The following is a 16757-nucleotide window of genomic DNA, read 5'->3' on the forward strand; positions in this document are numbered from 1 at the left end:
CATGTCCGGTTCGATGAGAGGGATGTGGAAACGGAGTATGGTCAGGCTCCTCAGGCACCGCCAAACGAAAGAGGCGGCAACAGCTACGCCCGGCCTAACACCACCGCGCCACATCCCGACTCTACGAATAACAGACGCGCGCCTTCCGTTTTGAGGGAGGTGAGGGCAGATGACCGCTATTGGGATTTTGCGTGCATTGATCGGAATGCCCACAACGGGCTAGCCTTGGCGGATGGATTGGTTTGAAACGCTCACCGGGTTCTCGGAGACGAGTTTCGATGAAACGCGTTCTAATTTGGCCGTGGAGGGAAGACAGCTCCGGTCGCTGGTGAATGGCGCCTGCTTTGGCATTGGCGGTCTGTCTATTCCGTCGCTTGAAGAATTGCGCGAGCGTGCGCCATTTGGGCAAGGCGAGAGACGCATCAAGACACGCATCGTTGTAGGCAATGTTCGTGACCTTCTCCACGACACATCCAACAACGGGGCGCTGTTTCAGGTCGCTTCACAATTCAATCTTCTTGAGATGGTTTCGCCGGAGGTGTCGCCCGCAGACGGTGTCTCTCGATACGCGCTGGATCTCACACAAGGCCCCGCATGCGCGATCGCGGCTGGCGCCGCTACAATTTATCGAAACTACTTTGCGCAGACTCCTGACGCGCAACTTGACGGGCTCGCCGATGTGGGGCGCACCCTGAGCGAGATTTTGGAAACGCCCCAGCGGGCGCTTTGGACGATGCGGAATGGGTACGCTATGCCTAGCCTCAGCGGTCTTGAGCGCATCGCCGCCTATCTTGCTCAAGCAGACGAGGGCGAGAAGGACTTGCTTCGCTCACGGCTCAGGATCGGAATTCACGCCGATGTTGAGGTGACCGAAGCGCCTGGCGACAATCGCCCATTTGTGTCTCAAGCTTTCTGCTCCGCGATGCCGGTATCGTACACATATCTGGACGACGAGCTCTGGGAGGCATTCGCGTCTCTCACATTAGAAGCGGCCTACGAGGCGACACTCCGTGCGGCAATTCTGAACACCGCCGCGGGGGGAACGAATGTGGTGTACCTGACGCAGCTCGGCGGCGGGGCATTCGGCAACAAGCCACTTTGGATTCTGAACGCAATGAGACGTGCGCTGGATCTGGCGCAAGGGAGCGATCTCGATGTCCGCCTGGTGTCGTTCGGGACGCCCTGGGTGAAAATGAGAGAATTGTTCGACCGCGCGTAGATCTTGGCGGCCTATAGATGTCCGCTATGGGTGTCTGGCGGTTGATGTCTCTTCTTGGGATCGAGCGACGCGCCAGCCCGATAGCTATTGGTTCGTCGAGCCAAAACCGAACATGGGAATTTTCAGAATGAAGAGGATCGCCTGTCGACTGGGCCACTTGATCGTGTGAGCGGTTAGATATGCTTGGCTGCGCGAAGTGCTTCCGCATGGCTTGCTAGCACGGCGATCGACCAATTGCGCCGCCAGTAATGTGCGTCGCACGGAAGTGGCGAGTGCAAGAGAGCTGGGCGTTTCGCAAGCGGTTTGCGCCTGTAAGGTGCACTACACCTAAGATCGAACGATTGTTGTGAACGCAACCAAGGCTTGTATGATCTCCCGCGCGGGAGGACGGCCATGTTGCGCGCGTTTGTGTTTGTCTTTGCGTTGGCGGCGTGTGCGTCGGCGCGCGCGGAGACCATTGATCTTCGCAGACAATCAGAAGCCAATCGCGCAGAAGAGATCAGCTTTTGCGCACGCCCGAGCCCAAACGCTTTCGGTTTTCCCGGGCATGCCTTTGTCGGGTTCAGTCATACCGAAGGTGCAGGGCGCGCGTTCACTGCATTGGGGCGCAGCACCAATGCGGGCGCAGCACCAGCTCTTCGTTCTTACTTCGGTGCGCCCACGACGGGTCTCATCGCTGAAGAACGCTATTCACATATCCGCCAGGATTGCCTGACGCTGCTTGTGTCGCCTGCCGATTATGCACGCGCGCGGGCCGCCGCGCGGCCGCGTCTCATTCAACTTGGGTTGGACGACGCAACAACGCAGCGTCTCGAGAGCTATGCACTCGGCGACAATGATTGTCTGACGTTCATCATTGAAGTGGCCTCGACATTGCGTGCGTCGGGGCTGCGCGTGCCTGCACGCCAGAGCACCGATCTGCCGCTTGACTACATTCAGCGACTGCGCGCGGCGAACGCACAATAGGGGGCAATCATGAAACGTATAACGATCTTCTCGGGCGCAATCATTGTCGCGATCATGATGATGTTTTCAGCACCTGCGCATGCTCAGGTCGGGCGCTGTTTCGACAACGTGCGAGGGCAGGCGTACGACGTCTTCCCAAACCTTTGGATGGTGCAGGTGGGCAATCCAATGAATCAGGCTCAGGCGATGCGTGATCCGTCGGGCGTGACCTTCATGCGTATCCCGTCGACCAACCCAATGTATCAAGCCTTTTTTGTCGATTGGACCGGTCAGGTCGTGGAGATCAACCTTAATGGGATGTTTCCCATTGGCTATTGCCAATTCGCGCAGCAATTCATTCCACCCAATCCCTACGCCTTCCAATATCAGCCGCCGCAAATGGCCAATTGGGGCGTACGCACGGCGAATGGGGTTCAGGCCGTCCCGCAGAATTTTGCACAATCCAATCAACGTTACGTGCGCCCGTTGCTGACTTCTGAGCAGGTCGCGGCCCAATGCATGAATCAATCGTCGTCGCGCGAGGCTTTCGGTGATTGCATGTTGCGCAGCATGTTGGGCGCTCGCGAGGAGCGCATCTATGAATGCGGGCGCAATAGCGAGGACAATGCCGAACTCTCGCTTTGCATCATGAATGTCGTTGGAGGCGCCAACGAACGGCGCGCGGCGACACAATTGGCCGCGTGTTATGAGACGTACGGCGAGAATTGGGACGCCTATCCACTCTGCATGGCTGAGCAGAACATGAGCAATGACAGCGCACGGCTTTTGTCGTGTGTGCGTCAGCAAGCGCAACAAGGGCAGGTGACGTTCTTCGGCACCGCGATCTGCTACGGGGCGAGCCAGATTCAGCTGACACCGGAGCAGCAGATCGCTATTGAATGCGCGGCGACCAGCGGCGGTGACCCCATGGTGTTCGCTGGCTGCGCGGGCGGGCAGCTGACCGCCCGCGAGTTGAACAAATGCTTTACGCACGGTGTTGGCGGATCAGGCTGCTTCGGCCCCAACAACGAGATTGTCCGGGCGCTTCGCAATGTCGGCGTCAACTTGAATGACGCATTTGGCCCCAACAACGACGTCGTACGAACCTGGAATAACGCCGTGAACGACATCCAGCACGGTCCTGGTCCCAACAACACGGCTGTGCAGGTGATCACAACGATCAGCAACGATATTGCCAACGGGCCAGGCCCCAACAACGACATCGTCCGGGCCATCGACAATGTCGTGCCTGGGTTCAGCTCGATCTTCTGAGTCGGGTCTCGATTGGAGCGATCTGGGTGTGCTCGCGTCGTGTCGGTGGATGGCGCGTGTAATGCTGCGGCTATCAGTCTGCGCAGGTAGGAGTCTTCGTCGCCCAGCAAAGCGGCCGCGGGAACGACCAAGCCCGGGGAAAAACGCGCCTCTGATTTTGAGTCTCAACGTCGGTTTTGCGGCAGGCAGGCAAGCGCTGCGATCCGCCCCTGGGATTTCACCGCTGACGACGCGTCGCCCACTGGGCGCGCTTCCATAGGCAGTTGAGCGCAGGGCTTTTGCCTCTTTCAGAATGCACCATAGTGTGGGCAGAGCCGGGGAGGGTACGGAGAGCGCCATGAAAGACCTGCCCGAGGGTGTGTTGGCGCCTGCGATTGCGGCGGCGCGCGAGGGACGTCTCGTCATCCTTGCGGGCGCAGGCCTGTCGGCCCTGTCGCCCAGCAATGTGCCGCGTTGGACGGAGCTTTATGACGCGCTCTTGGATGCGATGTGCAAAGTCGGAGTGAGGGCGTTGGAGCTATCGCCCGAGACGCTGACCAGCGAAATCTTGCTTTCGCAATCCTCGCTCGACAACATCAGCCAAGTGCTGATCGGCAATTGTTCGCCGGCGGCGATCTTTCCTTTATTCAGCGCCATTCGTGGCGCCCCCCTCAACGACGCGCATCGAGCGATTGCGCGCATAGCCGGCGCCGGCGGGCTCAAGGCGCTGCTTACGACTAATTTCGACCTGCTTTTGGAAACGACCCTCTCGCGCAACAACGTCGCCTATATTGCCTACACACCCCATGATGTGGGCCGCCATCGGCAAGCGGCCGAGATCCCGATCGTCAAACTGCATGGTTCGCTCGTTCAGCCGGAAAGCCTCATAGAAACCGCGGGGCAGAAGCTGCGCCCTATTGCGCCGCACATTGATGCGGCGTGCGCTGAGGCGACGAAGAACGCGTACATTCTGATCGTCGGATATAGCGGCGCAGATCCAAATGTAATTGCGCTCCTGCAAAAGTATGCAGCGCCCGCGAGCATGCTGTGGCTTTCTCCGCCGGGGCGCGACCTTGCCGAAGAGGCATTGCCGCTGCTGGAGGCAGGCGCGCGACGGGTTCAGGCCGACGTAGTATCGGTCTTGACCGCGCTAGCTGACGGCCTCGGCGCAGCTCAGTCTCCGATGGCGCCCGATACATCGCCTTTGGATCCGCGCGAAGAACTCGCCAAGGCAGCCGAGGCTTGGGCAAATTCCATTCCGATGAACCGTTGGGTGATCGCGGCAATTGTCGTGCGAATCTTGCCGCCCAAGCACGCACTGATTGGGGCGATTGAAGAGCGGGTCAAAAAAGGCGCCGAGAAGTTAGCCGATGGCGCCCGTCTAGATCACGAAGACATCGGCCTCCCAAGCGTTCTGGGCGCCCTTGCTAGCGCTCATATCTCGCAAATGCACTATGACATAGCGAACGACTATCTGCGCACGTCGCTCACAATCCAGGAGAGTTTTCAGCACGCGTTTGTTCAGCACGGCGGCCAAGGGCCCGGGGCGCGGCGTGAATACTATGCCAACTCAGCCAACACATTGATCAATCTGGGGGTCGGTCACACCATGGCGGGCAACCCCGCCGAGGGGCTGAAGTTTACACAACGCGCGCTGGAGCGCGCCATGGAAGGCGACGTGCCGGAAGGGTTCTTCGGCGCCCTTGCGAACATATTCCAATTTCACAGCGGCATCACCCACATTTGGCCTGCGCTCTGGGAAATTCCTGCCGCACGCGCCGCGGCGCGCAGGCTGGGTCTGCTTCAGGTCTATCTCGAACTGACCGCGCTCGAAGCGTTCTTTCGCGCGGAACGCGGTGAGACCGAGCAGGCCATGGAGCTCGTCGACCACATGTTCGCGATCGAGAAGGGCGACATCGAAGCCACAGTCCACAAGGGGCCGGTCGCCAGCGCTCACATACTGCGAAGCTATGTGTGGCTGCGTCGCGGCGACATTGCCAAAGCATGGTCGACTTTCAGCGCGGCGATTTGGACCGAATCTTCGACCTTCACCTACACGCAACAATCTATACAGGTCGCTAGAGAATTCATGCCGGTGTTCGGGGTGCAAGACGTGACGGAGATCCTCGATCTTGCAAAGGCGCGCGCGCCGGCTCCTGAAAAGCCGTCGCGAGAGACAGCGGCGATCGAGCCCACATCGAAGCTGCCACTGCCGTACCCCGACCATGGACTGATTGGGGTGCGCGATAGCGCGTGTGCGCACCCACTCGAAATGAGCCTCTTGTGGAAGCTGGCGGTGGTTGAATTCTGGGATGATGACGCGCTCTACTACGAGATGCGCGAAAATCAATGCGCGTGGCTGAGATCGGTGGGAGCGCACGAGGCGGTCTATCGCTCGGCGATGGAGATGATTCTGCGTGCGCGCCGGACATCTATTGTGCAGCACAGCGCTTGGTTTGCGTTTGCTGCGGCGGGCGCCGCCGAAACATGCCGCTTGCCCGAGGCCAAGCATTTGATCGCAGAAGGCCTGGCGCATTTTGATCCGGGCCATCCCGGCGCGAGCTTCGCGGCGTCGATTTTTCTCTATCTCGCGGTGCGGGTAGGCTGGACGAGTCTAGCCGAAGCGGCTGCTCGCGCCTTCGTTGACTTGGCGAGGGTGACGGGTGCGCCGCATAGGAACGTTGCGCCCTTGTCCGAATGGCTTGGACAAGAGACCTCGCAAGCGCGATCGGAAGCGGCGTCTGCGGCGCTAGCGATGGTCGAGCCCCTTCGAGGGTTGGAGGCCGCAGCGCCCGCGCATTGGTATGACGTGTTGGACGTCAACGTTGCGGCGCTGGATCCCGATCTTGGGCGCACTAGGAGCGCCTATGACAAGGGCGACCGCGAACGGGGCCGCTCATTGCAGGGATGGCTCGCTGATATTCGCCGCGCGGCGATGGGCGGCGACTATCAAGCCGCGCGCGCAGCGTTTGGCAAGATCATCGAGGTGGCGAAGGACGATCCGTCGTACCGAGACGTCGAAGTGCAGGGCTTAGTCTCATATGCACAGGCGGTAATGCAGTTCGAGACCGAACTCGAGGAGCGTGAGCGGCAAATCAACCTTATTCTCTTTCGCTTGCTGTCGCTCAACGCCTACTCGGCGATCGGGGCCGTACAAACCTTGCGCATCTGGGGCGATATTATCGATCCGAGCCGCGACCCTCAGGAGGCGCCTCAATCATACAAGAACGGCCGCTGGCTCTTCTGGCTGGATCGCGAGCCTATGACGCAAATGGCGCGCGCACGTATCGAGAGATTTGGAGCCCTCTGGAATGGGGATTTGGCGGCGGCCAACATCTTCAATGAAGAGGCCGATGACATGGCTGCCTATTTCGCGGCCTACGCTCTCATCGACCGCAACAAATCAAGCCCGCCGGCAGAGACCAGCACGGCGAGGCCTCGTTCAGACCAAGCTATCCGCAGATCAACAATTGTGGAGGCGGAAGATCTTGGCGCTGCGCGCAAGGCTTGGCGGTCGATTCTGAGGGAGATGCCAAAAAGGTCCATCGAACGGACAGCGCTCGGAGACACGTTTGCGCATTGGTGTTTGCGCAACCGCCATTTCAACCAAGCAATCAAAGCCTACGCTTGGTGTGAGCGTGAGTTTAGCGCTCTAAATGAGGCGGGCGGTCGCGCGCTTGCTGTGTCTGGCGCGTCGCGGGCGCTCAGACTGTCGGGAAAGCCTTTGGCGGCCCGGGCGCGGCTTACACGCGCGCTGAGGGCAATGACGCCAGATCATCGCGAATGGCATAATCTCCACATCGCGCTTGCCTCCGCTTGGTTCGATATTGCGCGTCGGCGCATCCTTAAACGTGGTGCGTTGCGCCGCGCCGAAGACATGTTCCGTCTAACAGCGAACGAAAGCCCAAACATCACCGAACGTGGTCGCGCGCGTCTCGGCCTTGCTGTCATACTTGGCCTGGGCAAACGCCAGGAAGAGGCGCTTGTGGCCGTACGGCTCGCCGAAGAGGATCTTTCCCACGCCGCGCCGCAAGAAGCAGCTGCGTTGCGAGCGGGGATGCCGATCTTTGAATCCGGTGATTGGTCAAGAATCCGATTCTAGGCTCTGGAGCGATTGGCGGTGGGGGCTTACTTCCAAGCGCGTCTTTGGCGTTTCAAAAACGATGTAGAATGGCGCTCGTTGGATCGGTGGCGGCGAGCACTTTGCAGCCGCGCATGCTGAGCGCATCCACCACGAATTTGAGTAGCGGCTCTTTATCCCTCCGACTCACGCCGTAGGTCTTCCAGGCGAAGGCGGTCTCGGCGCCGATCGCCGACTCGGGCAAAGTCATGTGGGCAATTATGTTAGCGACCGCGTCCGGCGCAAAGGTTTTGCCCCTTACTGGCGATGTGCGGGATGGGTTGAGGTGACGCGATGCTGGGCTGGCTAAGCGACATGAAAGACATATTGGACGATTGGGCGATTGATCCCGTTCGTTTCGTCGGCCTGGCGTTTTGCTTCAGCATCGTTGTCATGATGGTCTCACTGCCGCTGAGCGCCGTCGTGAGCGACCATTTCGAACGCTTCGTGCAATACGCGGCCGGTTGGGCGGCGACGGTGTTCGCCAGCGGGTTGTTGGCGGTGATGCTCATCGGCGCAGTCGATGAGGGATCCCCGGGTGCTGCGCGGCTGCTCATGCCAATGTTTTGTGTCGGTCCGGGGAGCGTCCTTTATTTGACGGCCGATAGCGTCAACGCCGGCGGTTCAGATTTGGCGCCCGAGCGAATTGGCGCCGTCTACCTCGTTCTGGGTGCGGCGCTTGTCGTGGCTAATGCGCAGCGACTAATGCTGCCGCGGCGTCCGTGACGGGTTCGTCACGCTGTCGCGTGCGATAGAGTTACTCGGTAAAGCTCAAAACAATTCGGACTACGGGCGCGGTTTCGCACGCGGGCTCGGGCCGGTTGCGTGCTGCCACTAGAAAGGTAGTATCGCAACCTTACGGCGCACTGCCGGCCAAAGACGCTCGCTTCGCGGGGGCGAAAACGAATTCGATTGGAAGGGGATGGCGGTGCCAGTCGCTGTTTTGACCGGAGATGTGCTGGACGTTCCGGCGGACATATTGGTGCTCAAATATGCCAACGGGCCCCATGGAGCTGACGGCGCCGTCGCGACGAGGATTGGCGCCAGCTTTGACTTGGCAGCCGGCGCCCATGCGTTTGCCCAATCGAAGGGAAAGATCAAGGCGCGAGAAGTGCTCTCTCTTGGGGTGGGCCGTTTGCGTGAGTTTGAGTATTCGCAGATTGAAGCTTTTGCGGTGCGCGCGCTTGAAATCATCGGGCGTGAGCGACCTGATGCTCGCACCATCGCGTTCACCCTGCACGGACCCGGGTATGGGCTTGATGAACTCGCTTCGGTAGATGCGCTTGTCCGTGGAATTGCCGCAGGCCTCGCGCGAACACCGGTCTTGAGTGTCGTAATCGTTGAACGTGACAATGCGCGCGCCGAGCGCCTTCGGGAGTTTGTCCGCCAGTTCGGTGGAAACGCTTCGAGCATTCCGGCGTCGTTCGACCAGTTCAACGGCTCCGTTGCCGCTGAAATCTCTCAGGGGCGCACTTACACCAAGCGATTGTTTGCCGCGCTGCCATTCAAAGATGACTTCCGAGATCATTGGGATCTTGCGATCCAGCCTGCTTCCCATGAGTGCGGCTATATTTGCGAGCGTTTGGATCACGAGATCTTCACTGGCGACATCGTGGCGGAGATAAAAAATCGAATTCAAAAATCGCGAGCGGTCCTCGCTCTGTTGGATGAGTTCAACGCCAACGTCTTCCTCGAAGTCGGCTACGCTTGGGGCGTTGGAAAGCCGACGATCTTGATGCTCAAGGACGGCGTTGAGGCGCCGTTCGATGTCCGCGCCCAAAGTATTGTTCGATATGGACGTTTGCGGGAACTAAAGGACCGGGTTCGCGATGTCGTCACCGCACTAGACAAGCAAGGGGCAGTGTAGCGACGATCGCCACCACAGCCCTCGCGGTGGAGGCAAAAATGTAACTATGGCGCTAGAGTCCAATCGCTGTGGGGAGACGATATCTGCAACGGCTCGTGCCAGTCAGAATTTTGCGTTAGTCGGCGTCCAGCCGGGAGGCGGGGCGGCCTGAGCTGCGGCGTGTTCTGAGCTTGATCTAAGATTCGCGTTTTGGATGGTGGGCTGGAAAATTGCAGGTGACGGTGACGCCGCGCCCTGGCTCGCTTTGCAGTAAGACCCAACCGCCGTGCATCTCTACGAACGAACGTACGAGCGCCAGGCCAAGCCCCGCGCCGCGGCGATCGCCGGATTCGAAGCTTTCGAATGCGCGCGCTTGTTGATCTAAGCCCATGCCCTTGCCTGTGTCCGCCACGACGACGCGCACGATGCCGTCGAGACGCTCGGCCGACACTGTGATCGTGTCGCCGCGCTCGGTGTGGCGCAGCGCGTTCGAAAGCAGGTTCACAATCACCTGGATGATGCGTTTTTGGTCGGCTTCGATGTCGCCAATCGCTGGATCACACTCCACGTTGATCGGCACTTCAACGTCGCGCGCCTTAGAAGCCGCCATCTGCACGGAATCTCGAATCGTTTCGTAAATGTTCACCGGACTTAGATCGAGCTGTACGCTGCCGGCCTCGACCATCGCCGCATCAAGGATGTTGTCGATCAGCCGGGAGAGATTGGCCGCCGCGTCGAGGACCGAATCCATCTGCTCCAATTGGCGATCGTTAAGTGGACCGAACACGCGATGGCGCAAGAGTTCGGCGTTACCGAAAATGGCCTGAAGCGGACTGCGCAATTGGTAGGATACATTCTCCACGAACGTACCCTTGAGCTTATCGGCTTGCTCGAATGCTTCCGCGCGCTCGCGCAACGCCTCTTCAACGCGACGATCTGCAGTGATGTCTTGAAACGCCACGAGCGTTGCGCCGTCCGGCAATGGCCGTGTCAGGAACTTCAACACCGTCTCGTCGTTGCGTCGCATTTCGGCGCGATATTCGGTGCGCGCTTCCGGTGATGCGTCAGTGATGCGCGTGCGAACCTGGGCCCACGTTGCTTTGTCGTGAAAGAGCGGCTGGAAAAGTTCGACCAAGCGATCAAACGGCATTTCCGGTTCGAGTTGATCGGCTTCCAGTCGCCACAGAGATTGGAACGCGGCGTTGAAGAGTTTCAACCGACCGTCGAGACCGAATACGACAACTGCTTCGTGCAGCTTATCAAGAGTGGCCTTTTGAGTCTGAAGCAGAGCATCATACGAGCCCCTCAGCGCAACTTCGTTTGTGATATCGGAGAATACGATCAATAGGCCGCCGCCAGAATGGCGTTGGCGCGCGAGACGCAGTGTTCGCCCGTCGGGAAGCACCCACAAATCCTGAGGAAGCTCTCCAGATTTGTTAAAATGTGCGCGTTCATGCCTACGCCAGTGCCCATAATTGGCAACCGCCGGCAGACGACGCTGCTCTTTGAGATGATCCAGCCATTCTCCGAAACTTGGACCCCCGTCAAGAAACGCGGGTTCAAGTGACCACATGATTGTGAAGGCGCGGTTGTACTCTACAAGAGCTTCGTCCTTAGAGAAAACGGCGATTCCCTCACCGACGTGCTGCAGCGTCTCTCGCTCGGCTACTTCGCGCGCACGGCAAGCGCCCATATAAACTGCCGCTGGATCAAACTTGCTCTGCCATGATGGGCTTCGCGCGGAGAGGGCTTCGGTGAAAGCTAGTCTTGTGCCACGGTGCACTAAGAATTCATCCTTCTGGGTCGTGTCCGCTGCGTCCCAAGCACGCGCCGCGTGGAGTATGTTCTCAAGCGCCACCAGCGCTTCCCGTTCCTCGTCGAGAAGCTTGACCAGATCTGGCCAGAGCCGGAGCAATGCCTCGTGCGCGATTTCAATCGTCGCCTCGGCCCCGCTTCCTTTTGCGACGAGCAGGCGGCGCGCGATGAAGGCATCCACAACATGCAACAAATCGCTAGGAAATTCGCTGCGGCTGGCAGGGCGTCGATGCGCGTTCAGTGTCGCCGGGTCCACACGAGCGAGCGTCGGGATAAAGATGGTGCGAAGAATTTCAACGCGCGAGGCGAGGTCACGCATCCCAGAATCGCTGATCGCAAGCTCCGCCGCAGCGCCGATTGCGGAGGCGACGCCGCCGGTTTGTGAGAGTTCGGGAAGGTCGATGGTCTCATTGCCCAGATGCTCACGCATCAGGCGCTCGAGCGCGAATGCCAGGAGAGGCAGGGCGTCGGCTTCGCCGTCGACCTCTCGCTGCAGGATTTCGACAGCTTGAACGCTCAGCACAGGCGCTCGAGTTCCTACCTTGCGCCGCAACACGAGCGCAGGTTCACGAATGATTGGGCCCATTTCGCCGGGAGGGACCGGCAGCAGGCTCAATGTTTCTTGATGGAATCCCCCGAGCGCGGGCAACGATTGGAGCGCGCCGAAGGCGTCAGACCGGATTGACGTCAGCAGGAATAAGAGATCGCTTTCAAGGCCCGATCGGACAAGCTGCAAAAATAGCTTGGTCTGATCGAGATTGTCGACCGACGTGACTTCCTCGGCCTGGTCAAAGGGCAGAACGATGAGCGGGGCAAGATTTGTAAGCGCGCGCTTGGCGCCTAGGGATGCAAGCTCCTCGAGCGCGGATGCGAAGTCCTCACGCGATGCCAGGCGTTTGCGTAAGGCTGCGCGGCTCGCTCGTTGACCCACTCTGGCGAAAGCCTCTTCGAGTCGCGAGAGCAATCCCTCTTCGCCTTCGATGGCGCCGTTTCGTCCCGCGCGAATGGGCAGCAAGGGCAGCCATGAAGCGTCATCCCGATTGAGGCGCGGCCATAGACCGGCGCGCAGGAACGATGATTTTCCAGCACCCGAGGCTCCGACGATCGAGAGAATTCGAGATTGGCCACGTGCGCGCAGGCCACGCAATTTGTCGATGCCACGCACCAAATCGGCGTCACGGCCGAAAAGCACGGCCGCATCATCAATGTCGAGCGCCTCTAGTCCACGATAGGGGTGGCGCCAACCGAACGCACTGGCGGCGTCCGGCTTCAGCTCAAAAGTGCTCGCGCCAATGCCGGCCTTGCGAAGGCCCTGGCTCAGTCGAACCAGACCTGCCTCGTTGAAGTAGACGGGTGCATCTGGCTTGTTCTCCGTGGTCGTCGGCACGAATCGTTGTGAGGGCTCTCCATAAAGCTTCACGATCTGCCATTCGTTGCCGAGTCCACCTGGCAATCGGTCAAATGCGATGTCTTCGAGTAAGCACGCAAACAGGCGTTTATTGAGTTTGTTCGCCAATTGGTATTCATCGAAGCACCATTTTGATTGCAACCAGGCTTCCGACACCAAGAAGAGCACCGCTTCGCATCGGGTGGCTGCGTCTTCCAAGCAATGCAGCCAGCGCTCACCCGCCGAGATGCCTCTTGATGGATCAATATCTAGGAAGATGTCCTCGGGCGCGCCCCAGCCTTGGTGCACGAGCCAGCCCAACAGCGCTCGCGCTTGTCTATTGTTCTTATGGGAATGGCTGATAAAGAGGCGCGACAAGACAGGCTCACTAATCGGCGACTTGCGCATGCGTCGAAAGCCAGCGCTGCGTACGGTTCGTGGTATCAGCCTCGCTGCGAGATGCTAGTTCGTTTCATCAAAATGCGTGAAAACTGATTGGCTCCGCGAGTGCGCGACCGTCTGGCGCGGTGTTCGCTATGAAGAGGGGGCGACTGTTGCCTCGCAGGCGCGCAAATTCTTGCGTGGTCTCCGCGCGACGAACGAATGCGTCTTGTTTAGATTTGAAGCGCGCGAAGAAGCCGTCATTGGCAACGCGCTTGGTGCCAGCATCGCCGCCAGTCTCGACCGAGACGATATTGCCCTCATACCGGCCAGCGGCATTGTCATCAAAATCAAAAGCGAGTTGTCGGATCGCATTGACGCGACTTCCTGCGATGCGTGGATAGGCGCGATTGCGCGCGTAGATCACCGCATCGCCACGGCCAGTGACTTCACACGTTTCCAGGCTTGGTGAGCCTTGACCCAAAACTCTGACCGCAGGTGCGCCAATCGCTTCAATTGTGCAGGCTTGAAACTGGGGCCGTCCACGGCACGTCATTCCGTCGCCCCGCGATGCGACGACGTTCACGCCTAAGAACAGGCCGCCGGAGTTCGAGACGAACAGGAGCGCTCGGCAGCCGGTGGATGCAATGCTTGATGAGATGACGATCGGATTGGCGCGCATGGCGACATAGAAGGCCGCGTCATCTGTTGCCTGCGAGTCGGCAAAGCGACGGATATCGCACCGAAGAATGGAGGGCTGGCCACCATCACATTGCACGGCGTGGTGCGCATAGCGTGTCTCAATGGAGAGGTTCTCAAGTCGTGCTGCGCTATCGAGCGCAATGGCGGCTGCGGGAGAGTTCGCGGCGATGACCGGACGATCCGCGCCCATGCCTAAGCCAACTATCCGAATGTTCTTTTTGATTTCGACGCACTCCTCGTAGCGCCCGGCGTGCATAACGACCAGCGCGCCGGGGGACGCCGCAGCGATCGCTTCGCCGAGGGTCGCGACAAGCGTGTAATTGGAGCCGGCGGGGCGGGGAACGTCCGCAGTCTTGGCTACGACAAAAGCTGCATCGCGGAGCATCTCGAAATCGAGTACGGCTTGGGTCATCGCGCCGCTCAAATCCAGCTTGGCAGATCGAGCGATAAGTGAACGTGCCGCGTGAACGACAGCATCTACGTCGTCTTGCTGGGGTACCTGGTCTAGCTCGACGCGAACTTCTTCGGGCTCGGTCGTGGGCTCCAGCGGCAGTTGAGCTTGCGCCTCTTGCAGTTTGTTGGACGTCTCCCGTTCGTTAGCCTGAAGCGCTGAAAGCCGACTGAGAATATTGGTCTTGTTCGAACTTAGATCGGCGAGCCCGCGGATGAGCGCATCCCATCCGAGGTGTTCGCTCAGTCCAGTCCATTCCGAGAGATCAGGCGCAGCCAATGCATTGAACGGCACCGGCGGCACGAAGTCCTCCAGCAACACGCCGAAATACTTATTGCATTCCAGCCCCTTCAGGGCCTCGCCGCGAACCCACACGGACGCCTTGGAGCGGGCCGACCACAGCACCAGGACGCAATCAACGCTTCCCAGCTCGCCGTCGATCACCGTGCTGATGTCATCGCGGGAGGCAGGCGCTGTTCGATCGAACCAAGTAGCGAAGCCGAGGTCTTCTAGACGTTCTTTGATCTTACGCGCTTTTTCTTCGTCCTCGTGTGCGTACGAGATAAAAACCGACCCCATCACCCAACCTCCGCCTTTACCGTTACAACTTTTGCGTCAGTCTGCAATATGGTTAATAGCCGGGCGGGGGGATCAGAATGCGTGATGAATTCTCGCCGCAGGTAAGGCGCCTTCTCGAGCAGCGTGCGGGCCACAGGTGTTCTTTTCCCGGATGTGATGCGGAGACGTCGGGACCGAGCAAAGAACCGCAAGGCGTCGCGAAGACGGGAATGGCTTGCCATATCTTCTCCGCTTCAGGCGGACCTGGAGCGCGGCGCGTCAACGCTAATCTCACGCCGCAAGAACGCGCGGCCTACGAGAACGGCATTTGGCTCTGTAACACCCACGGCACACTCATAGATCGTGACGAAGTGAGATTTTCGGCCCCGCTGCTTTGCCAATGGAGAGATGCCGCCGTGCGCCGAGCGGCTATTCGCCAAGCGAGTGGTTCGGTCTCCAACGCAGAATTCGATCTCTTCGAGCACGAGATCACCGTCACCCATAGCAACCTTCAAGAGACAACCGTAGGGCAGGGCTTTATCGATGCCGGCGCGCCGGTTTTCTGGGGGCCACTCAGCGACGCCGTGCGCGATTTCGTGTTCGAAGTTGTTCAAAACGCGCTGACACACGGCGGCGCAAGTCGAGCCACTGTCACATTCAAGCCGAAGAGCATCACCGTCCGGGACGACGGTGCTGCGTTCGACCCGTCGGCCTTGCCTACAATGCCGAATACGCGTGGCGGCGGGCTGGCGTTCCAAGCGCTTGTGCGGCGCGGCGGGGATCGCCTGACCATGCTCTTCACGCATGCAAAAGATGGAAATGAATACAAACTCCAGTTTTTGCGGACGCGATCAGACCTCACGCAACACTCACCATGTGCGATCGACTTCACGTGGGACACGGATAGAGGATTGCTTCATCCGCATGTTGCTGAACGTGCCCGTGATTGCTCGACGTTGTTCGTCGCAGTGCCAGACTACATGTCTTTCAGTAGATCCATGTTGCTAGGTGATCGGCTGGCGAGTTGGGTCGGTGGACGGCAAGTGATATTTGTCGGTCGAAGCATTTCCCAGGACGTGCAGGAGCAGCTCACGCGCGACGTGCCCGATAGACGGTTCCTGAACTTGTCGGGAGAAGACGTTGATTTCTACGACTGAACTGCCGCGTGCGATTTTCAGTGAGTGCCGATTTCGCGGGTGATCAGGCGTTGGTGGTTGATGCGCCGAAAATGTCCTGCAGCTCTCGGATAATCGCCGGTCCCGCGACGGCAAAACCGGCTGAAATGTCGATCGTGCCAATGCCATGGAGATCAGAGGGCAACTCGACCGCGCCCTTAGTCAAAATGACCACGCGGCCCTCGCGACGTCCGACCCGACCAAAGAAATAGCCGAGTTCGAAAATGACATTCTGGCGCGCCCGCGTGCGCGTGGCTCCCCCCGCCAACGCGCGAGCCTCGTCGTCGGGCGTCAAGAGCACGAAGGCCACGAAGGCGTGATCCAAATGGTGTTCGAGCTTTTCTAAGATCGTGAGACCCTGATGAGGCATGTCGCGCAGGACGACCGGCGCGCTGATGCCCCAAGTGCTCTCCAAAAAGGCGCGCAAATCGCGCACCGCCTCATCATCATGTCCATGCACGATGAACGAGGGGATGTCGCGCATAGCGGCGGCGTCGGTTTCCCCACGCACGATCCGATCAATCTGGACCCCGGTCGTGCGCCCCTTCAGCAGATAGTGGAAACCATGCTCTTTGAACCACGCGCGAGCCTGGGGATCGTCGAAGCTTGAGAGCGCCATCAATCGGACGTGCGCGTTGCGATGGAAAATGTTGCGCGCGACCGCGAGGCCCGCGCTGAAACCGCCGCGCGTCTGCAGAGACGAAAATCGGTCGCCAGGCTCCATGGCCATGTCGACGATCACGGCGACCACGTCGTCGCGGTGCTGCTCGTAAAGCGCCAGGCCAGCGCTGGCGTTGAGGGCGTGCAAAACTGTGAAGCCCTGATCTTCCAGACGATCAGCGTGTGTGCGCACCACGAAAGGGTCGTCGTCTATCCATAATACGTGCGGCACGAGGATCACATGAAC

At 59.5% G+C, this 16757-nt stretch carries 11 protein-coding genes; 7 read left to right on the plus strand and 4 right to left on the minus strand.

What is annotated here, in order from left to right:
• The first annotated feature begins 232 nt into the window (after window positions 1-232).
• The 4 genes from EPJ54_RS18005 to EPJ54_RS18020 all read left to right on the plus strand — a co-directional run bounded on the left by EPJ54_RS18005 (window position 233) and on the right by EPJ54_RS18020 (window position 7517).
• A complete protein-coding gene (locus EPJ54_RS18005) occupies window positions 233-1219 on the plus strand; it encodes a hypothetical protein (RefSeq protein ID WP_135213162.1) in 987 nt (328 codons plus the stop codon).
• A gap of 393 nt (window positions 1220-1612) precedes the next feature.
• Window positions 1613-2185 (plus strand): hypothetical protein, encoded by a 573-nt coding sequence (locus EPJ54_RS18010; protein ID WP_135213163.1) that lies wholly within the window; start codon window positions 1613-1615, stop codon window positions 2183-2185.
• A gap of 9 nt (window positions 2186-2194) precedes the next feature.
• The gene (locus tag EPJ54_RS18015; RefSeq protein WP_135213164.1) at window positions 2195-3436 is read left to right on the plus strand and encodes a hypothetical protein; all 1242 of its coding nucleotides are present in this window, start codon (window positions 2195-2197) and stop codon (window positions 3434-3436) included.
• A gap of 337 nt (window positions 3437-3773) precedes the next feature.
• Window positions 3774-7517, plus strand: a complete 3744-nt coding sequence (locus EPJ54_RS18020; RefSeq protein WP_167755822.1) for an SIR2 family NAD-dependent protein deacylase — start codon at window positions 3774-3776, stop codon at window positions 7515-7517.
• Between the two features lie 52 nt (window positions 7518-7569).
• On the opposite strand, the gene EPJ54_RS19955 is transcribed toward EPJ54_RS18020, so the two are convergent.
• Window positions 7570-7746, minus strand: a complete 177-nt coding sequence (locus EPJ54_RS19955; RefSeq protein WP_167755823.1) for a hypothetical protein — start codon at window positions 7744-7746, stop codon at window positions 7570-7572.
• Window positions 7747-7850: 104 nt separating this feature from the next.
• On the opposite strand from EPJ54_RS19955, the gene EPJ54_RS18025 reads away from it, so the two are divergent.
• Window positions 7851-8261: a hypothetical protein gene (locus tag EPJ54_RS18025; protein WP_135213166.1), complete on the plus strand. Its 411-nt coding sequence runs from the start codon at window positions 7851-7853 to the stop codon at window positions 8259-8261.
• 196 nt (window positions 8262-8457) lie between these two features.
• Entirely contained in the window at window positions 8458-9402 is a 945-nt protein-coding gene (locus EPJ54_RS18030) for a hypothetical protein (protein ID WP_135213167.1), read from the plus strand.
• A 175-nt stretch (window positions 9403-9577) separates the two neighbouring features.
• Here the strand turns inward: EPJ54_RS18030 and EPJ54_RS18035 are convergent, their stop codons facing one another.
• Both EPJ54_RS18035 and EPJ54_RS18040 read right to left on the minus strand, forming a co-directional pair.
• Complete coding sequence (locus EPJ54_RS18035; protein WP_135213168.1) at window positions 9578-12991, minus strand: nSTAND1 domain-containing NTPase; 3414 nt, start codon at window positions 12989-12991, stop codon at window positions 9578-9580.
• Window positions 12992-13058: 67 nt separating this feature from the next.
• Window positions 13059-14696 carry a TIR domain-containing protein gene (locus EPJ54_RS18040; RefSeq protein ID WP_135213169.1) on the minus strand — a complete coding sequence of 546 codons (1638 nt, stop codon included), beginning with the start codon at window positions 14694-14696 and terminating at the stop codon, window positions 13059-13061.
• A gap of 77 nt (window positions 14697-14773) precedes the next feature.
• On the opposite strand from EPJ54_RS18040, the gene EPJ54_RS18045 reads away from it, so the two are divergent.
• Complete coding sequence (locus EPJ54_RS18045; RefSeq protein ID WP_135213170.1) at window positions 14774-15832, plus strand: sensor histidine kinase; 1059 nt, start codon at window positions 14774-14776, stop codon at window positions 15830-15832.
• A 43-nt stretch (window positions 15833-15875) separates the two neighbouring features.
• Here EPJ54_RS18045 and EPJ54_RS18050 read toward each other — a convergent pair whose 3' ends face one another.
• A complete protein-coding gene (locus EPJ54_RS18050; protein ID WP_167755824.1) occupies window positions 15876-16742 on the minus strand; it encodes a TIR domain-containing protein in 867 nt (288 codons plus the stop codon).
• Window positions 16743-16757: the final 15 nt, after the last annotated feature.

Origin of the sequence: Vitreimonas flagellata (assembly GCF_004634425.1) — a bacterium.
In the GTDB taxonomy this organism is placed as follows: Bacteria; Pseudomonadota; Alphaproteobacteria; order Caulobacterales; family Aquidulcibacteraceae; genus Vitreimonas; species Vitreimonas flagellata.

Bases quoted from the DNA above. Each gene is read 5' to 3' on its own strand.
- EPJ54_RS18005 (WP_135213162.1), top strand. From the start codon at position 233: ATGGATTGGTTTGAAACGCTCACCGGGTTCTCGGAGACGAGTTTCGAT.
- EPJ54_RS18010 (WP_135213163.1), top strand. From the start codon at position 1,613: ATGTTGCGCGCGTTTGTGTTTGTCTTTGCGTTGGCGGCGTGTGCGTCG.
- EPJ54_RS18015 (WP_135213164.1), top strand. From the start codon at position 2,195: ATGAAACGTATAACGATCTTCTCGGGCGCAATCATTGTCGCGATCATG.
- EPJ54_RS18020 (WP_167755822.1), top strand. From the start codon at position 3,774: ATGAAAGACCTGCCCGAGGGTGTGTTGGCGCCTGCGATTGCGGCGGCG.
- EPJ54_RS19955 (WP_167755823.1), bottom strand. From the start codon at position 7,746: ATGACTTTGCCCGAGTCGGCGATCGGCGCCGAGACCGCCTTCGCCTGG.
- EPJ54_RS18025 (WP_135213166.1), top strand. From the start codon at position 7,851: ATGAAAGACATATTGGACGATTGGGCGATTGATCCCGTTCGTTTCGTC.
- EPJ54_RS18030 (WP_135213167.1), top strand. From the start codon at position 8,458: ATGGCGGTGCCAGTCGCTGTTTTGACCGGAGATGTGCTGGACGTTCCG.
- EPJ54_RS18035 (WP_135213168.1), bottom strand. From the start codon at position 12,991: ATGCGCAAGTCGCCGATTAGTGAGCCTGTCTTGTCGCGCCTCTTTATC.
- EPJ54_RS18040 (WP_135213169.1), bottom strand. From the start codon at position 14,696: ATGGGGTCGGTTTTTATCTCGTACGCACACGAGGACGAAGAAAAAGCG.
- EPJ54_RS18045 (WP_135213170.1), top strand. From the start codon at position 14,774: ATGCGTGATGAATTCTCGCCGCAGGTAAGGCGCCTTCTCGAGCAGCGT.